The sequence below is a fragment of the Mesorhizobium sp. LCM 4576 genome, assembly GCF_001854815.1.
GTDB lineage: Bacteria > Pseudomonadota > Alphaproteobacteria > Rhizobiales > Rhizobiaceae > Mesorhizobium > Mesorhizobium plurifarium.
This window is the reverse complement of sequence record NZ_MDDT01000022.1, coordinates 17,581-35,295: the sequence shown is the minus strand read 5'-3', so window position 1 is coordinate 35,295 and position 17,715 is coordinate 17,581. Positions and strand designations below refer to the sequence as shown.

Below are 17,715 nucleotides of genomic sequence, written 5' to 3'. Positions count from 1 at the left end.
GCRATCCGCTTCGTCTCTCTCGTCACCGCCGCCGACAGTTCCGGCGGCGGTGACGGAGCGCCGCTATCGCCGCTGACATGCGCGATTTAGGATTCTGCCTGCCCATGGATGCGATTCTCTGCCTTGAAGGGGTCGGAAAGATCTTTCCCGRCGCCGTCGCGCTGAGCGACGTGTCGCTGTCGATCGCGCGTGGCGAGACCCATATCATCCTGGGCGAGAACGGCGCCGGCAAGTCGACGCTGATCAAGCTGCTCGCCGGCATCTACCAGCCGGATTCGGGCAGGATCGCCTTCAACGGCCAGCCCTACCAGCCGAAGACGCCRCATGACGCGCAGCAGAGCGGCATCCGCATCGTGCACCAGGAGCTGAACCTTTTGYCCTATCTCAGCATCGCCGAGAACCTGATGCTGGAAAGCCTGCCGCGCCACGCCTTCGGCATCGTCAACCGCAAGGCGCTCAACAGCCGCGCCGTGGCGTTGCTGAAGGAAGTCGGCCTCGACATCGATCCGCGCATACGGGTCGAGGCGCTGGGCGTGGCGCAGATGCAGCTGGTCGAGATCGCCAAGGCGTTGAGCTACGACTCCAAGCTGCTCGTGCTCGACGAGCCGACGGCGACGCTGACGCCGCCAGAGATCGAGCGGCTGTTTTCCATCATCAAGCGGCTGAAGGCCCGGGGTGTCACCATCATCTACATCTCGCACCGGCTGCACGAGGTGTTCGAGATCGGCGACCGGGTGACCGTCTTGCGCAATGGCCGACTGGTCGCGACGCGCGATCTCGAGGGCCTTAGCGTGCCCGATTTGGTCCGCATGATGATCGGCCGCGACATCGCCGACGAATATGGTTTCGATGCTTCGATCGTGCCGGGCAAGATCGCGCTCAGCGTCGCCAATCTGAAACGCGATGCTTCCACCCCGGACATCTCCTTCGCCGTGCGCCATGGCGAAATCCTCGGCGTCGCCGGACTGGTCGGCAGCGGCCGCACCGAAGCGATGCGCGCTTTGTTCGGCGCCGATCCCAAGCTCGACGGCGTCGTCGAGATCGACGGCAAGCCGGTGGCGGTCGCCGCGCCCAAGGATGCGGTGCGGCATGGRCTCAGCCTGCTCACCGAGGACCGCAAGGGCCAGGGCCTGCTGCTCGACATGGCCGTCGACAAAAACATCACCATCACCGATCTCGGCAAAGTCTCGCACAACGGTCTGCTCAACCGCAGGGCGGAGGCCGCGGCCGCCAACGATCTCGTCGGCCAGCTCCGCGTCAAGGCAAGCTCGATCGAGCAGGCGGTGCGCAATCTCTCCGGCGGCAACCAGCAGAAGGTGGTTCTGGCCAAGTGGCTGTTCCGCGGTACCTCGACGCTGATCCTCGACGAGCCGACGCGCGGCGTCGACATCGGCGCGCGGCGCGAGATCTACCAGCTTCTGTGGATGCTGGCGGCGCAGCAGAAGGGCATCATCATGGTGTCGTCCGACCTGCCCGAGTTGATGGGCATGTGCCACCGCATCATCGTCTTTTCCAGGAACAAGATCGTCGGCGAGGTGCCGCGCGCCGAATTCGACCAGGAGCGCATCCTGTCGCTCGCCTATCAGGAGTATGTGCGACCATGAGCGAGACGTCCGAGATAGTCGTTTCGGCGCCTGTTTCCCCCGGCCGGGCAAAATTCCTGCGCTTCCTGGTGCGCGATGCCGGCGTGCTTTTGGCGCTGGTGCTGATCACGCTGTTCTTCTCGGCCACCGCGCCTTATTTCGCCVCCTCCGGCAACGCGCTGAAGATCTTCGTGCAGATCGCCATCAACACGGTGCTGGCCGCCGGCATGACCTTTGTCATCCTCACCGGCGGCATCGACCTTTCGGTGGGCTCGGTGCTGGCGCTCTGCACGGTGGTCGGCGCCACCGTGATGATAAACGAGAGCCTGTCGCCGACGATCGCGATCACGCTGGCGCTGCTCGCCTGCATGGCGACGGGCGCCGTCTGCGGCTTCCTCAATGGCTGGATCTCGACGCGCTGGAAGATACCGTCCTTCATCGTCACGCTGGGCATGCTCAACATGGCGGCTGGCGCGGCGCGCGTCGTCAGCGACAATTCCACCATCACYGGCCTGCCGCAGAGTTTCGTCGATTTCGGCAACCTGATCATCGGCGGCTTCCTGCCGTCGATCTTCCTGGTCGCGGTGCTGGTGATCGCGGCCGGCTGGTTCGTGCTGCGCTTCACCGTCTTCGGCCGCATGATCTTCGCCGTCGGCACCAATGACGAGGCCGTGAGGCTGTCGGGCCACAATCCGGATTTCTACAAGGTCGCCGCCTTCACAATCAGCGGGCTCACCGCCGGCATCGCAGCCATGGTCTATCTCCTGCGCCTCAACATCGGCAGYCCGATCGCCGGCATCGGCTACGAGCTCAACGCCATCGCTGCCGTCATCATCGGCGGCACCAGCCTCAGCGGCGGCAAGGGCTCGATCATCGGCACGCTGGTCGGCGCCTGCATCCTGCAGGTGCTTTCCACCGGATTGCAGCTGCTCGGCGTCGGCGACAATTTCAAACCCATCGTGATCGGCCTTGTCATCGTGCTCGCGGTCATCCTAGACGCGTACCGGGAGAGGCTGCTGCGGAGGATCCGCTAAGGGGCACCAGGGGCTGAAGGCCATGACGACGATTGCTGATGTCGCACGCCACGCGGGGGTGTCCGTCGCCACCGTCTCGCACGTGATGAACCATACGCGCCATGTCGAGCCGGAAACGGCCGAGCGCGTGYGCGCCGCGATCAGCGCGCTGCGCTACAGCCCGAACTCGGTGGCGCGAAGCCTCAGGCGCGGCGAGACCAAGACCATCGGCCTCTTGCTGCCCGACAATTCCAACCCGTTCTTCGCCAGCGTGGCGCGCCAGATCGAGGATGCCGGATTCGTCTCCGGCTACACGGTGATCCTGTGCAACTCCGACGGCAATGCCGAGAAGGAGGAGCGCTATCTCTCGGTGCTGATGGCCAAGAAGATCGACGGGCTGATCTTCGCCGGCTCGTCCGACCACGCGCGGGTGTTCGCCCGCCTGCTGCCCAGCGTGCCAGYGGTGCTGCTCGACCGCGAGATCCAGTCGGTCAATGTCGATTCGGTGCTGGTCGACCATGAGCATGGCGGCTACCTCGCCGGCAAACACCTGGCCGGGCTTGGTCACCAAAAGATCGGCGTCATCGGCGGGCCGCGCGATTCCAGCTCCAGCCCCGCCCGCCTGCGCGGCTTCGTGCGGGCGCTCAAGGAAGCGGGTCTCGACCTGCCGGCCTCGTCGATCGTCGATTCCGACTATCATTTCGCAGGCGGGCGCTTGGCGATGGAACAATTGATGGCGCAGGCGCCGGACATCACGGCGCTGTTTGCCTGCAACGACCTGATGGCGATGGGCGCGCTGACCGTGCTGCGCTCACGCGGATTGCGGGTTCCCGACGACATCTCGATGGTCGGCTTCGACGACATTCCCTATGCCGTCACCACCTGGCCGCCGCTGACGACGATCGCGCAGCCGGTGGAGAAGATCGGCACGCGCGCGGTGAGCCTTCTGCTCGAGAGGTTGGGCGAGCCGGCGGCGCCGTCAAGGCGCGAGGTGCTGGCGCCGGTGCTGGTGGAGAGGGAGAGCTGCGCGGCGGTGGGGTAGTGGCGGCAATTGTCGACGCCGGCGCTGGCCCCCTCTCCGTCTCGGCGCTGCGCGCCGATCCACCTCTCCCCCGCTCTGCGGGGGCGAGGAAAACGCCAATCGCCGAGGGTGCGACCTTCGCAAGCTTGGGTTCCTCGCCCCCGCCGAAGGKGGGGGAGAGGTGTCCGCGAAGCGGACGGAGAGGGGGAGGCCCTATGCGATTGGCCTCACGCCGCTGGCTCCAAGGCCGCCCTCTCCAGCATGCCGAACAGGTCGCGCGGCTCGTCGGGGTCGGCGAGCAGGTCGAGCTCCTCATAGAGGCCGGTGGCCTGGAGCTGGTCGCGGACGTAGCGCAGCGCGGAAAAGTCTTCCGTGGCGAAGCCGACGCTATCGAACAGCGTGATCTGCTCGGGCGCCTTGCGCCCTTTAACCTTCCCGGTCATCACCTGCCACAGCTCGGTCACCGGATGGTCGGCGTCGAGCTGCTGGATCTCGCCCTCGATGCGCGTCTGCGGCGGGAACTCGACGAAGATGTCGGAGCGCAAGAGGATGTCGCGGTGCAGCTCCGTCTTGCCGGGGCAGTCGCCGCCGACGGCGTTGATGTGGACGCCGGAGCCGACCATGTTGTCGGTGAGGATGGTGGCGTACTGCTTGTCGGCCGTCACCGTGGTGATGATGTCGACGCCTTCGACCGCGTCCTGGCCGGCCGCGCAGATGGTGATGTCGAAGCCCTTGCCGGCGAGGTTGCGGGCRCATTTTTCCGAGGCCGAGCGGTCGATGTCGTAGAGCCGCAGCCTGTCGATGCCGAGCAGGGCCTTGAAGGCGACGGCCTGGAACTCGGACTGGGCGCCGTTGCCGATGATGGCCATGGCGCGCGAACCCTTGGGCGCCAGGTATTTTGCCGCAACCGCCGAGGTGGCGGCGGTGCGCAGCGCCGTCAGGATGGTCATTTCGGTCAAGAGCATCGGATAGCCGGAGCCGACATCGGCGAGCACGCCGAAGGCGGTGACGGTCTGGCGGCCTTCGCGCATGTTCTTCGGGTGGCCGTTGACATATTTGAAGCCGTACATCTTGCCGTCGCTGGTCGGCATCAATTCGATGACGCCGTCATGGCTGTGCGAGGCGATGCGCGGCGTCTTGTCGAACAGCTCCCAGCGGCGGAAATCCTCCTCGATATAGGCGGCGAGCTCGGTGAGGAAGCGCTCGACGCCGATGGCGAGCACGAGCTTCATCATGCGGTCGACGCTGACGAAGGGGACGATGGCGAGGCGCGAAGGCTGGGTCATGATCAGAGGCTTCCGGAATGGCTGCGGGTCGGGCGGTCCATGATGCGGCGGCCCATCAGGCTGGCGGTGAGGTCGACCATCAGGGTGGCGGTGCGGCCGCGCTCGTCGAGGAACGGGTTCAATTCGACCAGGTCGAGGCTGGAAACGAGGCAGCTGTCGGACAGCATCTCCATCACCAGATGCGCCTCGCGGAAGGTGGCGCCGCCGGGAACGGTGGTGCCGACGGCCGGCGCGATCGAGGGGTCGAGGAAATCGACGTCGAGGCTGACATGCAGCAGCCCGTCCTCCTGCTCGACGCGGGCGAGGAAGGCGCGCAGCAAGGGCGCAATGCCGTGCTCGTCGATGGCGCGCATGTCGTGCACGGTCACGCCTGCCTCTGCGAGCGCGCGGCGCTCGGCCGGGTCGACGCTGCGCAGGCCGAGGGCGCAGATGCGGGTCGGGTCGACCGCTTGCGGCAGATCCGGGAAATAGCCCTTGAAGCCGGCCTGGCCGCTGGCATAGGCGAGCGGCACGCCGTGCAGGTTGCCGCTGGTGGTGGTGTCCAGCGTGTGGAAATCGGGATGCGCGTCGAGCCACAGCACGAAGAGCGGCCGGCCGCGTTTGGCGGCGCGACGCGCCACGCCCGATACCGTGCCGGCGGAGATCGAATGGTCGCCGCCGAGGAAAATCGGCATGGCGTCCCGCGAAGCGGCGTAGGCGGTTTCGGCGATCGCCGCCGTCCAGGCGGAGATCTCCGGCAGCGCCTTCAGCGCGAGGTTGCCGTGCGCCACCGGGCGCGCCACCGCCTTCTCGACCGCGCCCCAGTCCTCGACCTCATGGCCGAGCCCGGCCAGCACCGAAACCAGCCCCGCCGTGCGCAGCGCGCTCGGCCCCATTTCGCATCCCATTCTGCCCGCGCCGTCCTRCACCGGCGCGCCGACGATCCTGCAGCGCATGATTTTCGTAGCCTCGTGATTGATTGGCTTGATTGGATCACCGACCGCTGGCGGTTTGAATAGGYGAAATTGGCATTTCGAGAAGAATGATTTATCATCCTGGACAAGCAATTTGATCGAAGTGGGCAATCATGGATGCGCTCGACGAAAGACTGGTGACGCTGCTCAGGCACGATGCGCGGCGCAGCGTCTCCGACCTCGCCGTCGATCTCGGCGTCTCGCGCGCCACGGTGCGGGCGCGCATGGAGCGGCTGGAAAAATCCGGCGAGATCATCGGCTACACGGTGGTGCTGMGCGCCGACGCGGTCGATCAGAGAATACGCGGCGTGATGATGATCGAGATCGAGGGCCACGCCGCCGACCGTGTCGTCAAGGCGCTGGGCGGYCTCGCCGAGGTCTCGACCATCCACACCACCAACGGCCGCTGGGACCTTGTGGTGGAGCTCGGCACCGCCACGCTGACGGATTTCGACGCGGTGCTGCGCCGCATCCGGCTGATTCCCGGCATAACGGGCAGCGAGACCAGCCTGCTGCTGGCGACGCCGCGGACGACGCGGGCAAGGCTGGCGTAGTTGCCGCGGCCCGTCGCGGCTTGCCGGCGGGCTCCGCTAGCCCATCACCGTTTCGTGAGAGCCGGGACGAATGACGTTCCAAGAGCGTTAACGGCGCATGAATGTCCGCCGGGTGCTCCAAAGACCCGAGCGCCCTCCTGAAATCCAATGCTTTTGGGAGACCATGATGAGACATCTCCTCACGCCGATAGCAACCAGCTTGTTCATAGCCTCAACCGGCATGGCCTTGGCCGCCAACGTCCACACCGTGACCGGAACGACGGGCCAGCCGAACCAAACCATCGGCACCCCCGAGACGGGCGATGCCACTCCGGGCCACGCCGCCCCCGCTCCGGGTTCGGCCTTCAACCCGGACGGCAACGCGGGAACGCATTACGCAGGCGAGCAGCCGCAGAATTCGAAGAACCCGAAGAGCGTGTCGCAATATGACGTGGCAGGGTTCCAGCAATCCCATAATCATTAGGCGACCGCATCAGCATTGTGGGCACGCCGCAGCACCGGTGTGAGGCCGGGAAAGGCTCATCACACCGGCAGCCGCCTTACCAGGAATGCAGGTTCGTCAGCCGTTCGGATAATAGCCGCCGTCCGAGCCGTCGCCCATATAGGTCCCTTGGCCGGTGGCATTCTGAAGCCGCTGATCCAGGTCGTTGATCTCTCCGATCGCCGAACGGCCCCCGGTGGGCTGGATGGCATCCGCCTGCCRCATCAGGTCGCGGGCCTTGTCCTCGGAGATCTTGCCGGCCTGTCTGGCGTCGCGGATACCTTGCTTCACGCCAAGCAGCTGCTGCGTGGCGGCTCTCGTTTCCGGGGTCGCCGGCACCGACGCCGTGGTCATGGTGTCGACCTGTGCCCTATGGTGGCGGTGCACGGCATAGGCGCTCGAAAGCGGTATGGCCGCGAAGATCGAGGCGGCCGCGATGATCTTTGGGATGAAAGAACGCATGATGACATCTCCTCGTGATGGAGGAAGCGGTAAATCCGCTTTTTCCGAAACGGGCCGTCCGGTCGCGTCGTGTCGCGGTGTTAGGCCATTCACCGCCGGCGGTTCTCGGCCCTGAAACGACATATAGAGGCCACCCCGGGCGTTCAAACGGAGGTGGAACRCAAACGTTATCCGATGTGATCGGGGGTTGAATCTTGGATGCACGACCGGCGCGGCAATTCCGCAAGCCCGGAGCGTTTCACCGTTTCACGGAGACCGCTGGACCACTCTAAGCCTCGGCTTAGACCATGAGCTCGCCTTGGAACTGGAGCGCGCTTCCGCCACACGCATAGAAGACGGAACAGAGTCCGACGTTTCCGGGTTGGGCCACTGACATATCGATAAAAGCTTTAAATAGCGAGAAAACGTAACCGATCGTGGTGTCGAGAGGAACTCATTGGCCTTGCCGGCGAGTTCTTCCGCTTCCTCGCGCGTCAGGCCAAGCAGCGCCCTGTCCGGTATCTGCGCCGGGCAATCGGACCACAGGTCATAAACCATCCATTGGCCGCACGGATCCTGTAAGGCTGTGAACCTCATGGCTGTTTTGCCAGCTCTTCGTTTTGACGCAATTCCGAAACGGAAAACCGCGCTCACGCCTTYCCTGGAATTGGTCTAAGCCCCAATATAACGACTTGCGGGAATGTGCCCCGCGAGACTGCCCAGCCGGATCAAGTCCGACACTTCACGCAACATATAGTTGTCCGGCGCCTGGCAAAAGAGGCTCTACAGTCCCTTCGGCTTGCGACTCAAGTCTGAAGGGCCGCGGATACTTTGCGGATGGCCGACGTGCCTGTTGAAGGAAAATATCGCGTGAACCATGTGCTTGATCCCTTTGCGGGAGATCCGTGGGTGGAAGCTACGGCAAAGGCGCCGAGCCTGATCGCTCACACTTTCCTGAACTTGCTCTGCCGGTCCTCGCCGACGGTTCCGCGCAACTCCGGAGCGCTTTGGGCCTGGGGCTGTTTGCGGTCCTAAACGCGAAAAAGCCGCGGAGGTCCGCGGCTTTTCGTTTGCTTGATCCTCTATGAGGAAACTGGAGCGGGTGAGGCGATTCGAACGCCCGACCCCAACCTTGGCAAGGTTGTGCTCTACCCCTGAGCTACACCCGCTCACGCGGCCTCGGGCCGCAAGCCGCGCCTATATGGCCGAAGAGCGCGGCGATTGCAACAGGGAAATGACGGTCTTTTTTGCAGTGAATTTCTCCCCCCGGCGACGGCCGCCTCGAAAGCATCGAAGTGGCGCGCAACCGGGCGGATCACGAATCCGCGCGCAAAGCCGCCCCCCGCCTTTCCCGAATTGCTCCTTTCCCGGAATTGCTTCGGCGGCCTTGCCCCGACGGCATTGTTGGCCGTAAACGGCATGATCTTGTTCGACCGCGCGAGGACCGATGCCGAAGACCGAAGCCGAGCTCAACGAATTTCTCGCCGATCTCGGCATTTCCGTCTCGACGGTCAGGCACCCGCCGCTGTTCAYGGTCGCCGATTCGCAGTCCTTACGTGGCGAGATTCCCGGCGGCCACACCAAGAACCTGTTCCTCAAGGACAAGAAGGACAATTATTTCCTCGTCACCGTCGGCGAGGACGCCGTGGTCGACCTGAAGCAGATCCACCATCTGATCGGCGCCGCCAGCCGGGTGTCGTTCGGCAAGCCGGAGATGCTGATGGAGCTGCTCGGCGTCATCCCCGGCGCGGTCACCGTTTTCGGGCTGATCAACGACACGGAGGGCAAGGTGAAGGTTGTTCTCGACGAGGCGTTGATGGGCCATGACATCATCAACGGCCACCCGCTGACCAATGAGGCGACGACCTCGATCGCCGCCGCCGACCTGATCAGATTCGTCAAGGCAACCGGCCACGATCCTGTTATCTTGAAAGTCTCATAATCTTGAAAGTCAGGGCTTGATCGCCACATGGAAGGCGGTTCCGAAATCCGACAATGACGCGCCGGGCGCCGACGCCCGAGAGCGCGACCGAAAGGGCGACACGATGAGCGACAACAATCCGTATAGCGGCGCGTTCGGCGGCAATGGCGGYCAGTACGCCCAGACGGTGCAATATGGCGGCGGCGACCGCCCTAAGGTTTCGCTGGGCGACGCGCCGGCGGCGGCCGACCTGATCAAGGACACGACCACCGCGACTTTCGCTGCGGACGTCATCCAGGAATCGCGCCGCCAGCCGGTGCTGGTCGACTTCTGGGCGCCATGGTGCGGGCCCTGCAAGCAGCTGACGCCGCAGCTCGAAAAGGCGGTGCAGGCGGCCGGCGGCAAGGTCAAGCTGGTCAAGATGAACATCGACGACCATCCCTCGATCGCCGGCCAGCTCGGCATCCAGTCGATCCCGGCCGTCATCGCCTTCAAAGATGGACAGCCCGTCGACGGCTTCATGGGCGCCATCCCCGAAAGCCAGATCAATCAGTTCATCCAGAAGGTCGGCGGCAAGGGCGGCGGCGCGCCGCAGATCGCGGACGCGCTTGCGGCAGCTGCCGAGGCGCGCACGGCCGGCGACGTGCAGACCGCGGCCGACATCTATGAAGCGATCCTCGAGCAGGCGCCCGAGACGCTCGAGGCGATCGCGGGGCTGGGCGAGATCCTGTTCGACGCCGGCGACACGGAAGGCGCCGAAACCGTGCTCGCCCGGGCGCCCGAGGACAAGAAGGACGCGCCGGCGCTCGCCGCGCTGCGCGCCAAGATGACGCTGGCGGCGGAAGCGGCGTCGCTCGGCAATCCGGCCGAGTTCGAGCGCCGGCTTGCCGCCGACCCGGCTGACCACCAGGCGCGCTTCGACCTGGCGATGATCCAGAACGCGCGCGGCGAGCGCAATGCCGCCGCCGACAATCTGCTGGCGATCGTCAAGGCCGACCGGACCTGGAACGACGACGGCGCCAGGGCGCAGCTGTTGAAGCTGTTCGAGGCGTGGGGAATGACAGACGAGGCGACGCTCGCGGCACGCCGCAAGCTCTCGTCGCTGCTGTTCTCGTAATTCCAGGAAAACCCTTTCACACTTTTCCTGGAATTGCCTAGGCTTGTTTTCCGGGTGGAAGCCGAAGGTTTCCGGAGTTGCCCTCAAAGTTTTTTGCCGGCTGGCGCGGCCGGCGGGCTTGAGCGGCGGAGCGTCAGCGCCAGATAAGGGCAGGCCGGCGGTTCGCCGTTTCCATGAAACGATGAAACGCTCCAATGGAAGACGGGTTGCCGGTGCGAGAGGAGATTGCTGGGTGATGCGCTTGCCGGCATTGCTTTGGGAGGGTCGCGGTGCGCGTCGGTAACGCACTCTATCGGCTGGCCAGGGATCTGCCGACGGCAATCCCGGTGTTCCCGCTCGCCGGGGCGCTGCTTCTGCCCGGCGGCCGCATGCCGCTCAACATCTTCGAGCCGCGCTACCTGCAGATGATCGATCAGGCGATGGCCGGCTCGCGGCTGATCGGCATGATCCAGCCGAGCCTCGACGGCGCGTTGCGCGATGACGGCGAGCCGGAGCTGTGCAGCGTCGGTTGCGCCGGGCGCATCATCTCGCTCGCCGAGACGGGCGACGGCCGCTACCTGATCTCGCTGCAGGGCGTGTGCCGGTTCCGCATCGTGCAGGAGCTTGCGGCAAAGACGCCGTTCCGGCAGTGCAAGATCATGCCGTTTCTCGCCGACCTCGAGGAAGACCAGGCCGCCGCCGAGGTCGACCGGCCGGCGTTGCTCAAGGCGTTTCGCGCCTATCTGCAGGCCAACGACCTCGAGGCCGATTGGGAAAGCGTCAGCCGCGCCGAAAACGGCATGCTGGTCAACGCGCTGTCGATGATGGCGCCCTATGGACCGGCCGAGAAGCAGGCACTGCTGGAAGCGCCGGACCTGAAGACGCGCGCCGAGACGCTGATCGCCATCACCGAAATGACGCTGGCGCGCGAGGATGATGAGTTTGGGTCCAGTCTACAGTAGGTTGGGGTGATCTCATGGCGGACGGACGTGACGGACGAAAAGCCGAGGTCGATCCGAAGCTTCTTGAATTGCTCGCCTGCCCGCTGACCAAGGGGCCGCTGACCTGGGATCCCGAGCGCAGCGAGCTGGTCTCGCGCGTCGCGAAGCTCGCCTATCCGGTGCGCGACGGCATCCCCATCATGCTGCCTTCGGAGGCGCGCACGATCTCGGCCGAGGACATGCTGGCCCCACCGTCGCCACGGCTCGGCGGGCCTTCGTAGAGAGCGGCTTATAGGTGCAGCGCGACGTAAGTTGGCGATCCTTCGCGCCCCCCTCTGGCCTGCCGGCCATCTCCCCCACAAGGGCGGAGATTGGCAGCTTCGGCGCCTTGCGTATCCTGCAACGTTGGCGATTGGCGAAAGCCGGCGTGACATCTGATCTCCCCCCTCGTGGGGGAGATGTCCGGCAGGACAGAGGGGGGCGCTGTCCCGCCGACATCAAAGTTGTGCGTCGTAACGGCACACGCAATCGGGCGTCTGCCTCCCCCGTGCCGTCCTACTGAAAATTCCGCCCCTTGGGCATGACCTGTCGCGCGGCGCTCGATAGGGTCGCGACGTCCTGATGGACCGGCAGGCCACGGCTTGCGGCGGATCCAACCGGCCGTTCGGCGGGATTGTGCTCGATGACCGGGCGATTGGCGGACTCCAGCAGCACGCTCAGCCAGGAGGTCAAGTCCTCGATCCTGTCGGCGACGATGTGGATGACGTCCGATTCATGCTGCAGCTTGCCGGTGACGCGGATGAAGCGCGCGCCCATCACCACCGAGCGGAAACGGTCGAAGACGCGCGGCCAGATGATGACGTTGGCGATCGATTTTTCGTCCTCCAGCGTGAGGAAGATGGCATTGCCCTTGCCGGGACGCTGGCGCACCAGCACGAGTCCGGCGACGGAGACGCGGCGGCCGTCGCGTACCGATGGCAGGCGGGCATTGGGTGTGACGCCGGCGCGATCCAGCTTTTCGCRCAGGAAGGCGACGGGATGCGCCTTCAGCGACAGGCCGAGCGAGCGGTAGTCGTGCACGACATGCTCGCCGAGCGGCATTTTCGGCAGTTTCGTTTCCGGCTCCAGCTCGCGCAGGCCGAGCGAGGGCCGGTCGAACAGCGGCAATCTCTCGGCAGCACTCTTGCCGTCAAGCGCCCGCACTTCCCAGAGCGCCGAGCGGCGGTCGAGGCCGATCGAGCGGAACGCGTCCGCCTCAGCCAATCTTTCGATCTCGCCAACATCGAGGCCGGAGCGCAGCCAGACATCCCTGACCGACCGATAGCCGTCGCCGCGCTGCGCGACCACGGCGTCCATGCGCTCTTCGGACAGGCCCTTGATCTGGCGGAAGCCGAGCCGCACCGCATGCGCCGTCCGGATCACGCCGCGCATCGAGGCGTGGCGCTCGAGGATGCGGGACGGATCGAAGGCCGACTCTTCCAGCGTGCAATCCCAGACGGAATGGTTGACGTCGACCGCGCGCACCTCGACGCCATGGTCGCGCGCATCGCGCACGAGCTGCGCCGGCTGGTAGAAACCCATCGGCTGGGCGTTCAGGATCGCGGCGCAGAAGACATCCGGGTAGAAGGTCTTGAACCAGCAGGAAGCATAGACCAAGAGCGCGAAGGACGCGGCATGGCTTTCGGGAAAGCCATATTCGCCAAAACCCTCGATCTGCTTGAAGCAGCGCTCGGCGAATTCCTTTTCGTAGCCCCTGCCGACCATGCCGYCGATCATGCGTTGGCGGTAATTGCCGATCGTGCCGGTGCGCTTGAAGGTCGCCATGGCGCGGCGCAACTCGTCGGCCTCGCCCGGCTGGAAGCCGCCGGCGACAATGGCGATCTTCATCGCCTGTTCCTGGAACAGCGGCACGCCCARCGTCTTGCCGAGAATCTCCTTCAGCTCCGGCTTGGGATATTCAGGCTTTTCCTTCTTCTGCCGACGACGCAGATAGGGATGCACCATGTCGCCCTGGATCGGACCGGGCCGCACGATGGCGACCTCGATGACGAGGTCGTAGAAATTCTCCGGCCTGAGACGAGGCAGCATCGACATCTGCGCGCGCGACTCGATCTGAAAGACGCCGAGCGTGTCGGCTCTCTGGATCATGGCGTAGACGCGCCTGTCCTCTTCGGGAAGGGTTGCGAGCACATAAGGCCGTCCAAACGGATCCCGCGCTTCCGGGTAATGATCGGTGAGCAGGGTCAGGGCGCGCTTCAGGCAGGTCAGCATGCCGAGCGCCAGCACGTCGACCTTGAGGATCTTCACCGCATCGAGGTCGTCCTTGTCCCACTCGACCATCTTGCGCTCGTCCATCGCCGTCTTGACGATGGGCACGACCTCGTCGAGCCGGTCGCGGGTGATGACGAAGCCGCCGACATGCTGGGAAAGGTGGCGGGGGAAGCCCATGATCTCATTGGCGCGCTCCAGAACCTGACGCGACAGCGGATCGGCGCGGTCGAGGCCGCCGGCATTGGCTTCCCTTTCGCCGAGCTCGGAGGTCGACCAGCCCCAGATGGTGCTGGACAGCGCGCTGCGGACGTCCTCCGACAGGCCCATGGCCTTGGCCACCTCGCGCAGCGCCGAGCGGCCGCGATAGCTGATCACGGCGGCGGCCAAGGCGGTGCGCTTGGCGCTGTATTTCTCATAGATGTAGGCGATGACGATATCGCGTTTCTCATGCTCGAAGTCGACGTCGATATCGGGCGGCTCGTTTCGCTTTTCGGAGATGAAACGTTCAAAGAGCGTGTCGATGCGGTCAGGACCGACTTCGGTAATGCCGATGCAGAAGCAGATGATTGAATTGGYGGCCGAGCCGCGGCCCTGGCAGAGGATATTCTGGCTGCGGGCATATTTGACGATGTCGTAGACGGTCAGGAAATAGCGCGCATAGTTCAGCCGCTCGATCAGCGCGAGCTCGCTGTCGATGCGTTTCAGCACATCCTCGGGAACACCGGCCGGATAGCGCCTAGCCGCGCCTTCGCGCGCCAGCCTTTCGAGCTCGGCCTGCGGTTCCAGTCCGGATTCGGTCGGCTCGTCCGGATAATTGTATTGGAGGTCGCTGAGCGAGAAGGTCAACTCGTCGGCGAAGCGCAGCGTCTCGGCCAGCGCTTGCGGGTGACGGCGGAACAGGCGCGCCATCTCCAACGGCGGCTTCAGGTGGCGCTCGGCATTGGCGGCCAGCTCCAGCCCGACCTCGGAAACCGGCGTGTTGAGGCGGATCGCGGTGAGCACGTCCTGCAGYGGGCGGCGATCRGCGRCATGGTAGAGCACGTCGTTGGTCGCCATCAGCGGGACACGCGCATGGTCGGCCATCGCCGCCGCCTGCTCGATACGGAAGCGGTCGTTGCCGCCATAATCCGGCGCTACGGCAAGGCGGAGCGCCATGCCGAAGCGATCCTTAAGCCGGCTAATAAATTCCAGATTGCCTTCCGCGCCACCGGACAGATCGGGCAGGATCGCCAGCGACATTCGATCGCCCCATTCGAGCAGGTCGTCAAGCTTGAGCAGCGTTGCGCCCTTCTCGGTCTCGTCGCGCAAATTGGCCTGGGTGAGCATGCGGCAGAGATGCCCCCAGCCCTGGCGGTCGCGGGGATAGGCGAGGATGTCCGGCGTGCCGTCGCCGAACACCAGGCGGCAGCCGGGATGATAGGCCATCTTCTCCACCTTGGCCTGCTGCCAGGCGCGCACGACGCCGGCGACCGTGTTCCTGTCGGCAAGGCCGATCGACGAAAAACCGTAGAATTTCGCCGTGACCACCAGCTCCTCCGGCTTGGAGGCGCCGCGCAGGAAGGAGAAATTCGAGCTTATGCCGAACTCGGCATAGGGGATGGCGGTCAGCGCGTTCATGCGAACACCCCATGCATGTACCAGCGCGGCGGTGCGGCCTGGGGCGCGCTGCTGTAAAGACCCTGGCGGTAGAGCCAGTAGCGGCGCCCTTCGCTGTCCTCGATGCGGTAATAGTCGCGGGTCGGCGTTTCCTCCTCGCCGGGCAGTTGCCGCCACCATTCGGCGGCGATGCGTTCAGGGCCTTCGGCGCGGGCGACGCGGTAGAGCGCGCGCCGCCAGCGGAAATTCATCGGCGGTCCCTCGGGGATCTCGGTCGCCGGCACCTCGATCGGCTCGGGCGAGCGGAACAGGCGCACCGGCCGCTCCGGCGGATAGACGGTCATCGGGGGCGCCGCCCGGCCGGCCGCCGGCGCGCGCCGTTGCGGCGCTTCGGCGAAAGGCACTGTCTTGACGGCGCGTTCCGGCAGATGGCTTTCGACGACAACGGGTTTCAAAACGGCGGCCTCGCCGAGGCGGGCGCGAACGCGGTCGGCGAACAGCGCGATGTCGGCGTCATCATCGTCGGCCTCGCCGGTCAGGTCGCCCTGGGTCAAGTCGAAGGCGGCGACCGACAGCACGGACAGCCGCACGAGGTCGAAGCCGAAGCCGGCGTCGATGCTCTGCTCCAGCGCGGTCAGCCGCTCGTGGAACAGTCTTTGGATCAGTCGCGGCTCGCGCATCGGACGCGAGGTGCCGACGGCGATGYGGCTGACGGCGCCGTCGACGCGGAAGAGAAGCAGCGCCAGCGTCCTTGCGCCTTCGCCGCGGCGCTCGAGATCGGTCTTCAAGGCGATCGCCAGCCGGCTCACCAGCCGCTCGATGTCGTCGGTGAGCATGACCGGCTCGGCAAGATGGCGCTCGACCGAGAGCGGCGCGACGGGAAGGCGCGGCGACACGGCCTCATCGAGACGGCCGAGCGCCTGGTCGAGGCGCAGAAGAAGAGAGGCGCCGAAGCGGCGGGCGAGCGGCGCGCGGGGTGCTGCCATCACCGCGCCGGCGGTGCGCAGGCCCACACTTTCCAGGCCGGTACGGGTCTCCGGCGCGATGCGCAGCGCCGACAGCGGCAGCGGCGAAAGCAGCGCCTCCTCCTCGCCGCCGGCCACGATGCGGTCGCCATGGAAGCGCGCTGCCGCCCAGGCGGCGCCCGGCGTGGAGGCGAGGCCTGCGCGGACATCGAAACCCTGCTGGAAGAAGCGGGTGAGAATCTCGTCCTGCATGGCGCGCTCGCCGCCGAACAGATGCGTGCAGCCGGTGACGTCGAGGAACAGCCCGTCCTCGGCGTCGATCGCCACCAGCGGCGTGTAGCGGTCGCACCAGTCGGCAAGGCCTTCGAGCAGGCGGCGGTCGGCTTCCGGGTCGGCCTCGACCACATCGATCGAAGGATGCATGGCGCGGGCATCGGCAATGCCCATGCCACGCTTCAATTTGAGCGCCTCAGCCCGCTCGTCGAGGGCTGCGATGCGCTGGGTGTTGTTGTCGCGATGGCTGATCACCAGAGGCAGATGATGCGAGGGCCGGGAACGCCAGGACCGCCCCAGACGCTGACGCAGGATCCGCTCCGCGCTGAGATGCGGGAACCACAGCGACAGAATTCTCTGTTCTTTCTGCAAAAGCGTGCTCATTTGGGTTCCACTCCAGTGTGAATTGTCCGGGCAGGGCCGTGCGGCTCTTGCCGATATCGACTTTGAAGGCGGGGCGGCCGATCGAGCCGGCGAGCGGCCCGGCGACCGTCTCGCGGCTGGCCGCCGGCGCTGCCGAAACGATGAGGCGCACAGGGGCGGCGGTGGGGTCGGCCGCGCCGGCCTGGCGCAGCAAAAGCACCGGCCTGCCGGCATTTTGCGCCCGCGCGTGCAACCGCCGCGTGGCGGTGAGGTCGAGCCGTTGCGGACTGCCGCGGATCTCGAGGATGACCGCGGCGAAGGCGGTCATGCGGGCGGCCTCCTCGGCGATCCACAGCGCGTCGAGCAGCTTCGGCGCCTCGGAAAACAGCAATTGCTCCGGCTCGATGCCGAACAAAGCGTGAAGGCCTCTGGCATAGGGAAGGCCTGCCTCGTGGAAGATTTCCGCCGTGCCGACCCAGAGAATCGGCAGGCCCTGCCTTTCCTTGAGGATCAGGCTCACGAGCGACAGCGCGAAGCCGGCGACGGTGCCGGCATCGCGGGTCTCCAGGCCATGGATCTCGCTGAGCGCCGCCCTGGGCAGGCCGCCGCCAAGGGCGGTGTCGAGGCGTTCGATGCCGGTGCGCAGGAAGGCGTCCGCCGCAGCCACGGCGAGRCCACGCCGGACAAGCGTCATGTCCAACCTGGCAGCATCGAGAGGCGCGCCAGGCGCCGGCGCCTGCAGGCGCTCGGGCAGCGTTCCTTCGATCTTCGCGATCTGGCGGCGCAGGGCAAAAACAGTGTCCCGCGCCACGGCGCTCATCGCCATGACGTTCACTTCCGCAGCAATTGTTCCTGTTATGTTCTTATAGATTCCAGAGGGCCCCGGAAGAGTCAAGCGGAGTCACAAGGAATTTATTCCTTCACTCTTTACCCTCGGGAAAGCCCGCCAGCCGGCTC

General features: G+C 65.6%; 15 protein-coding genes and 1 tRNA gene. 9 read left to right on the top strand and 7 right to left on the bottom strand.

Going from position 1 to position 17,715, the window contains the following annotated elements:
- Positions 1-104 precede the first annotated feature (104 nt).
- From LCM4576_RS12445 to LCM4576_RS12435, 3 genes are read left to right on the top strand one after another with little or no spacing between them, the layout of a single operon-like run.
- Positions 105-1,604, top strand: coding sequence for a sugar ABC transporter ATP-binding protein (locus tag LCM4576_RS12445; protein ID WP_116397931.1), 1,500 nt, complete (start codon positions 105-107; stop codon positions 1,602-1,604).
- Positions 1,601-2,617, top strand: a complete 1,017-nt coding sequence (locus tag LCM4576_RS12440; protein ID WP_071032363.1) for an ABC transporter permease — start codon at positions 1,601-1,603, stop codon at positions 2,615-2,617. The genes LCM4576_RS12445 and LCM4576_RS12440 overlap by 4 nt, the downstream gene beginning before the upstream one ends.
- A gap of 22 nt (positions 2,618-2,639) precedes the next feature.
- Positions 2,640-3,638 carry a LacI family DNA-binding transcriptional regulator gene (locus LCM4576_RS12435; protein ID WP_071032362.1) on the top strand — a complete coding sequence of 333 codons (999 nt, stop codon included), beginning with the start codon at positions 2,640-2,642 and terminating at the stop codon, positions 3,636-3,638.
- A gap of 206 nt (positions 3,639-3,844) precedes the next feature.
- Here the strand turns inward: LCM4576_RS12435 and LCM4576_RS12430 are convergent, their stop codons facing one another.
- Both LCM4576_RS12430 and rocF read right to left on the bottom strand, forming a co-directional pair.
- Positions 3,845-4,903, bottom strand: a complete 1,059-nt coding sequence (locus tag LCM4576_RS12430) for an ornithine cyclodeaminase (RefSeq protein WP_071032361.1) — start codon at positions 4,901-4,903, stop codon at positions 3,845-3,847.
- Positions 4,904-4,905: 2 nt separating this feature from the next.
- A complete protein-coding gene (rocF, locus tag LCM4576_RS12425; RefSeq protein ID WP_071032412.1) occupies positions 4,906-5,838 on the bottom strand; it encodes an arginase in 933 nt (310 codons plus the stop codon).
- Between the two features lie 131 nt (positions 5,839-5,969).
- Here rocF and LCM4576_RS12420 point away from each other — a divergent pair, with 131 nt between their 5' ends.
- Together LCM4576_RS12420 and LCM4576_RS12415 are read left to right on the top strand one after the other, a co-directional pair.
- Positions 5,970-6,410: an Lrp/AsnC family transcriptional regulator gene (locus LCM4576_RS12420; protein ID WP_071032360.1), complete on the top strand. Its 441-nt coding sequence runs from the start codon at positions 5,970-5,972 to the stop codon at positions 6,408-6,410.
- A 166-nt stretch (positions 6,411-6,576) separates the two neighbouring features.
- On the top strand, positions 6,577-6,873 hold the full coding sequence (locus tag LCM4576_RS12415; protein WP_244508185.1) for an adenylate cyclase: 297 nt from the start codon (positions 6,577-6,579) through the stop codon (positions 6,871-6,873).
- Between the two features lie 96 nt (positions 6,874-6,969).
- Here the strand turns inward: LCM4576_RS12415 and LCM4576_RS12410 are convergent, their stop codons facing one another.
- Both LCM4576_RS12410 and LCM4576_RS12405 read right to left on the bottom strand, forming a co-directional pair.
- Complete coding sequence (locus LCM4576_RS12410; RefSeq protein ID WP_071032358.1) at positions 6,970-7,353, bottom strand: hypothetical protein; 384 nt, start codon at positions 7,351-7,353, stop codon at positions 6,970-6,972.
- 1,073 nt (positions 7,354-8,426) lie between these two features.
- Positions 8,427-8,501, bottom strand: a tRNA-Gly gene (locus LCM4576_RS12405).
- A 278-nt stretch (positions 8,502-8,779) separates the two neighbouring features.
- On the opposite strand from LCM4576_RS12405, the gene LCM4576_RS12400 reads away from it, so the two are divergent.
- From LCM4576_RS12400 to LCM4576_RS12385, 4 genes are all read left to right on the top strand, one after another.
- The gene (locus tag LCM4576_RS12400; RefSeq protein ID WP_071032357.1) at positions 8,780-9,274 is read left to right on the top strand and encodes a prolyl-tRNA synthetase associated domain-containing protein; all 495 of its coding nucleotides are present in this window, start codon (positions 8,780-8,782) and stop codon (positions 9,272-9,274) included.
- A 103-nt stretch (positions 9,275-9,377) separates the two neighbouring features.
- A complete protein-coding gene (trxA, locus tag LCM4576_RS12395) occupies positions 9,378-10,370 on the top strand; it encodes a thioredoxin (RefSeq protein ID WP_071032411.1) in 993 nt (330 codons plus the stop codon).
- A 269-nt stretch (positions 10,371-10,639) separates the two neighbouring features.
- Positions 10,640-11,311 (top strand): LON peptidase substrate-binding domain-containing protein, encoded by a 672-nt coding sequence (locus LCM4576_RS12390; RefSeq protein WP_071032356.1) that lies wholly within the window; start codon positions 10,640-10,642, stop codon positions 11,309-11,311.
- Between the two features lie 14 nt (positions 11,312-11,325).
- Positions 11,326-11,571 (top strand): Trm112 family protein, encoded by a 246-nt coding sequence (locus tag LCM4576_RS12385; RefSeq protein WP_040987952.1) that lies wholly within the window; start codon positions 11,326-11,328, stop codon positions 11,569-11,571.
- A gap of 274 nt (positions 11,572-11,845) precedes the next feature.
- Here LCM4576_RS12385 and LCM4576_RS12380 read toward each other — a convergent pair whose 3' ends face one another.
- From LCM4576_RS12380 to LCM4576_RS37170, 3 genes are read right to left on the bottom strand one after another with little or no spacing between them, the layout of a single operon-like run.
- Positions 11,846-15,178 carry an error-prone DNA polymerase gene (locus LCM4576_RS12380; protein WP_071032355.1) on the bottom strand — a complete coding sequence of 1,111 codons (3,333 nt, stop codon included), beginning with the start codon at positions 15,176-15,178 and terminating at the stop codon, positions 11,846-11,848.
- A complete protein-coding gene (locus LCM4576_RS12375) occupies positions 15,175-16,650 on the bottom strand; it encodes a DUF6504 family protein (RefSeq protein WP_071032354.1) in 1,476 nt (491 codons plus the stop codon). Before LCM4576_RS12375 ends, LCM4576_RS12380 begins: the two co-directional genes overlap by 4 nt.
- Positions 16,592-17,584, bottom strand: coding sequence for an ImuA family protein (locus tag LCM4576_RS37170; RefSeq protein ID WP_071032353.1), 993 nt, complete (start codon positions 17,582-17,584; stop codon positions 16,592-16,594). Before LCM4576_RS37170 ends, LCM4576_RS12375 begins: the two co-directional genes overlap by 59 nt.
- Positions 17,585-17,715 lie beyond the last annotated feature (131 nt).

Excerpts from the sequence above, each read along its gene's own strand:
- LCM4576_RS12415 (WP_244508185.1), top strand. The coding sequence starts at position 6,577 with ATGAGACATCTCCTCACGCCGATAGCAACCAGCTTGTTCATAGCCTCA.
- LCM4576_RS12385 (WP_040987952.1), top strand. The coding sequence starts at position 11,326 with ATGGCGGACGGACGTGACGGACGAAAAGCCGAGGTCGATCCGAAGCTT.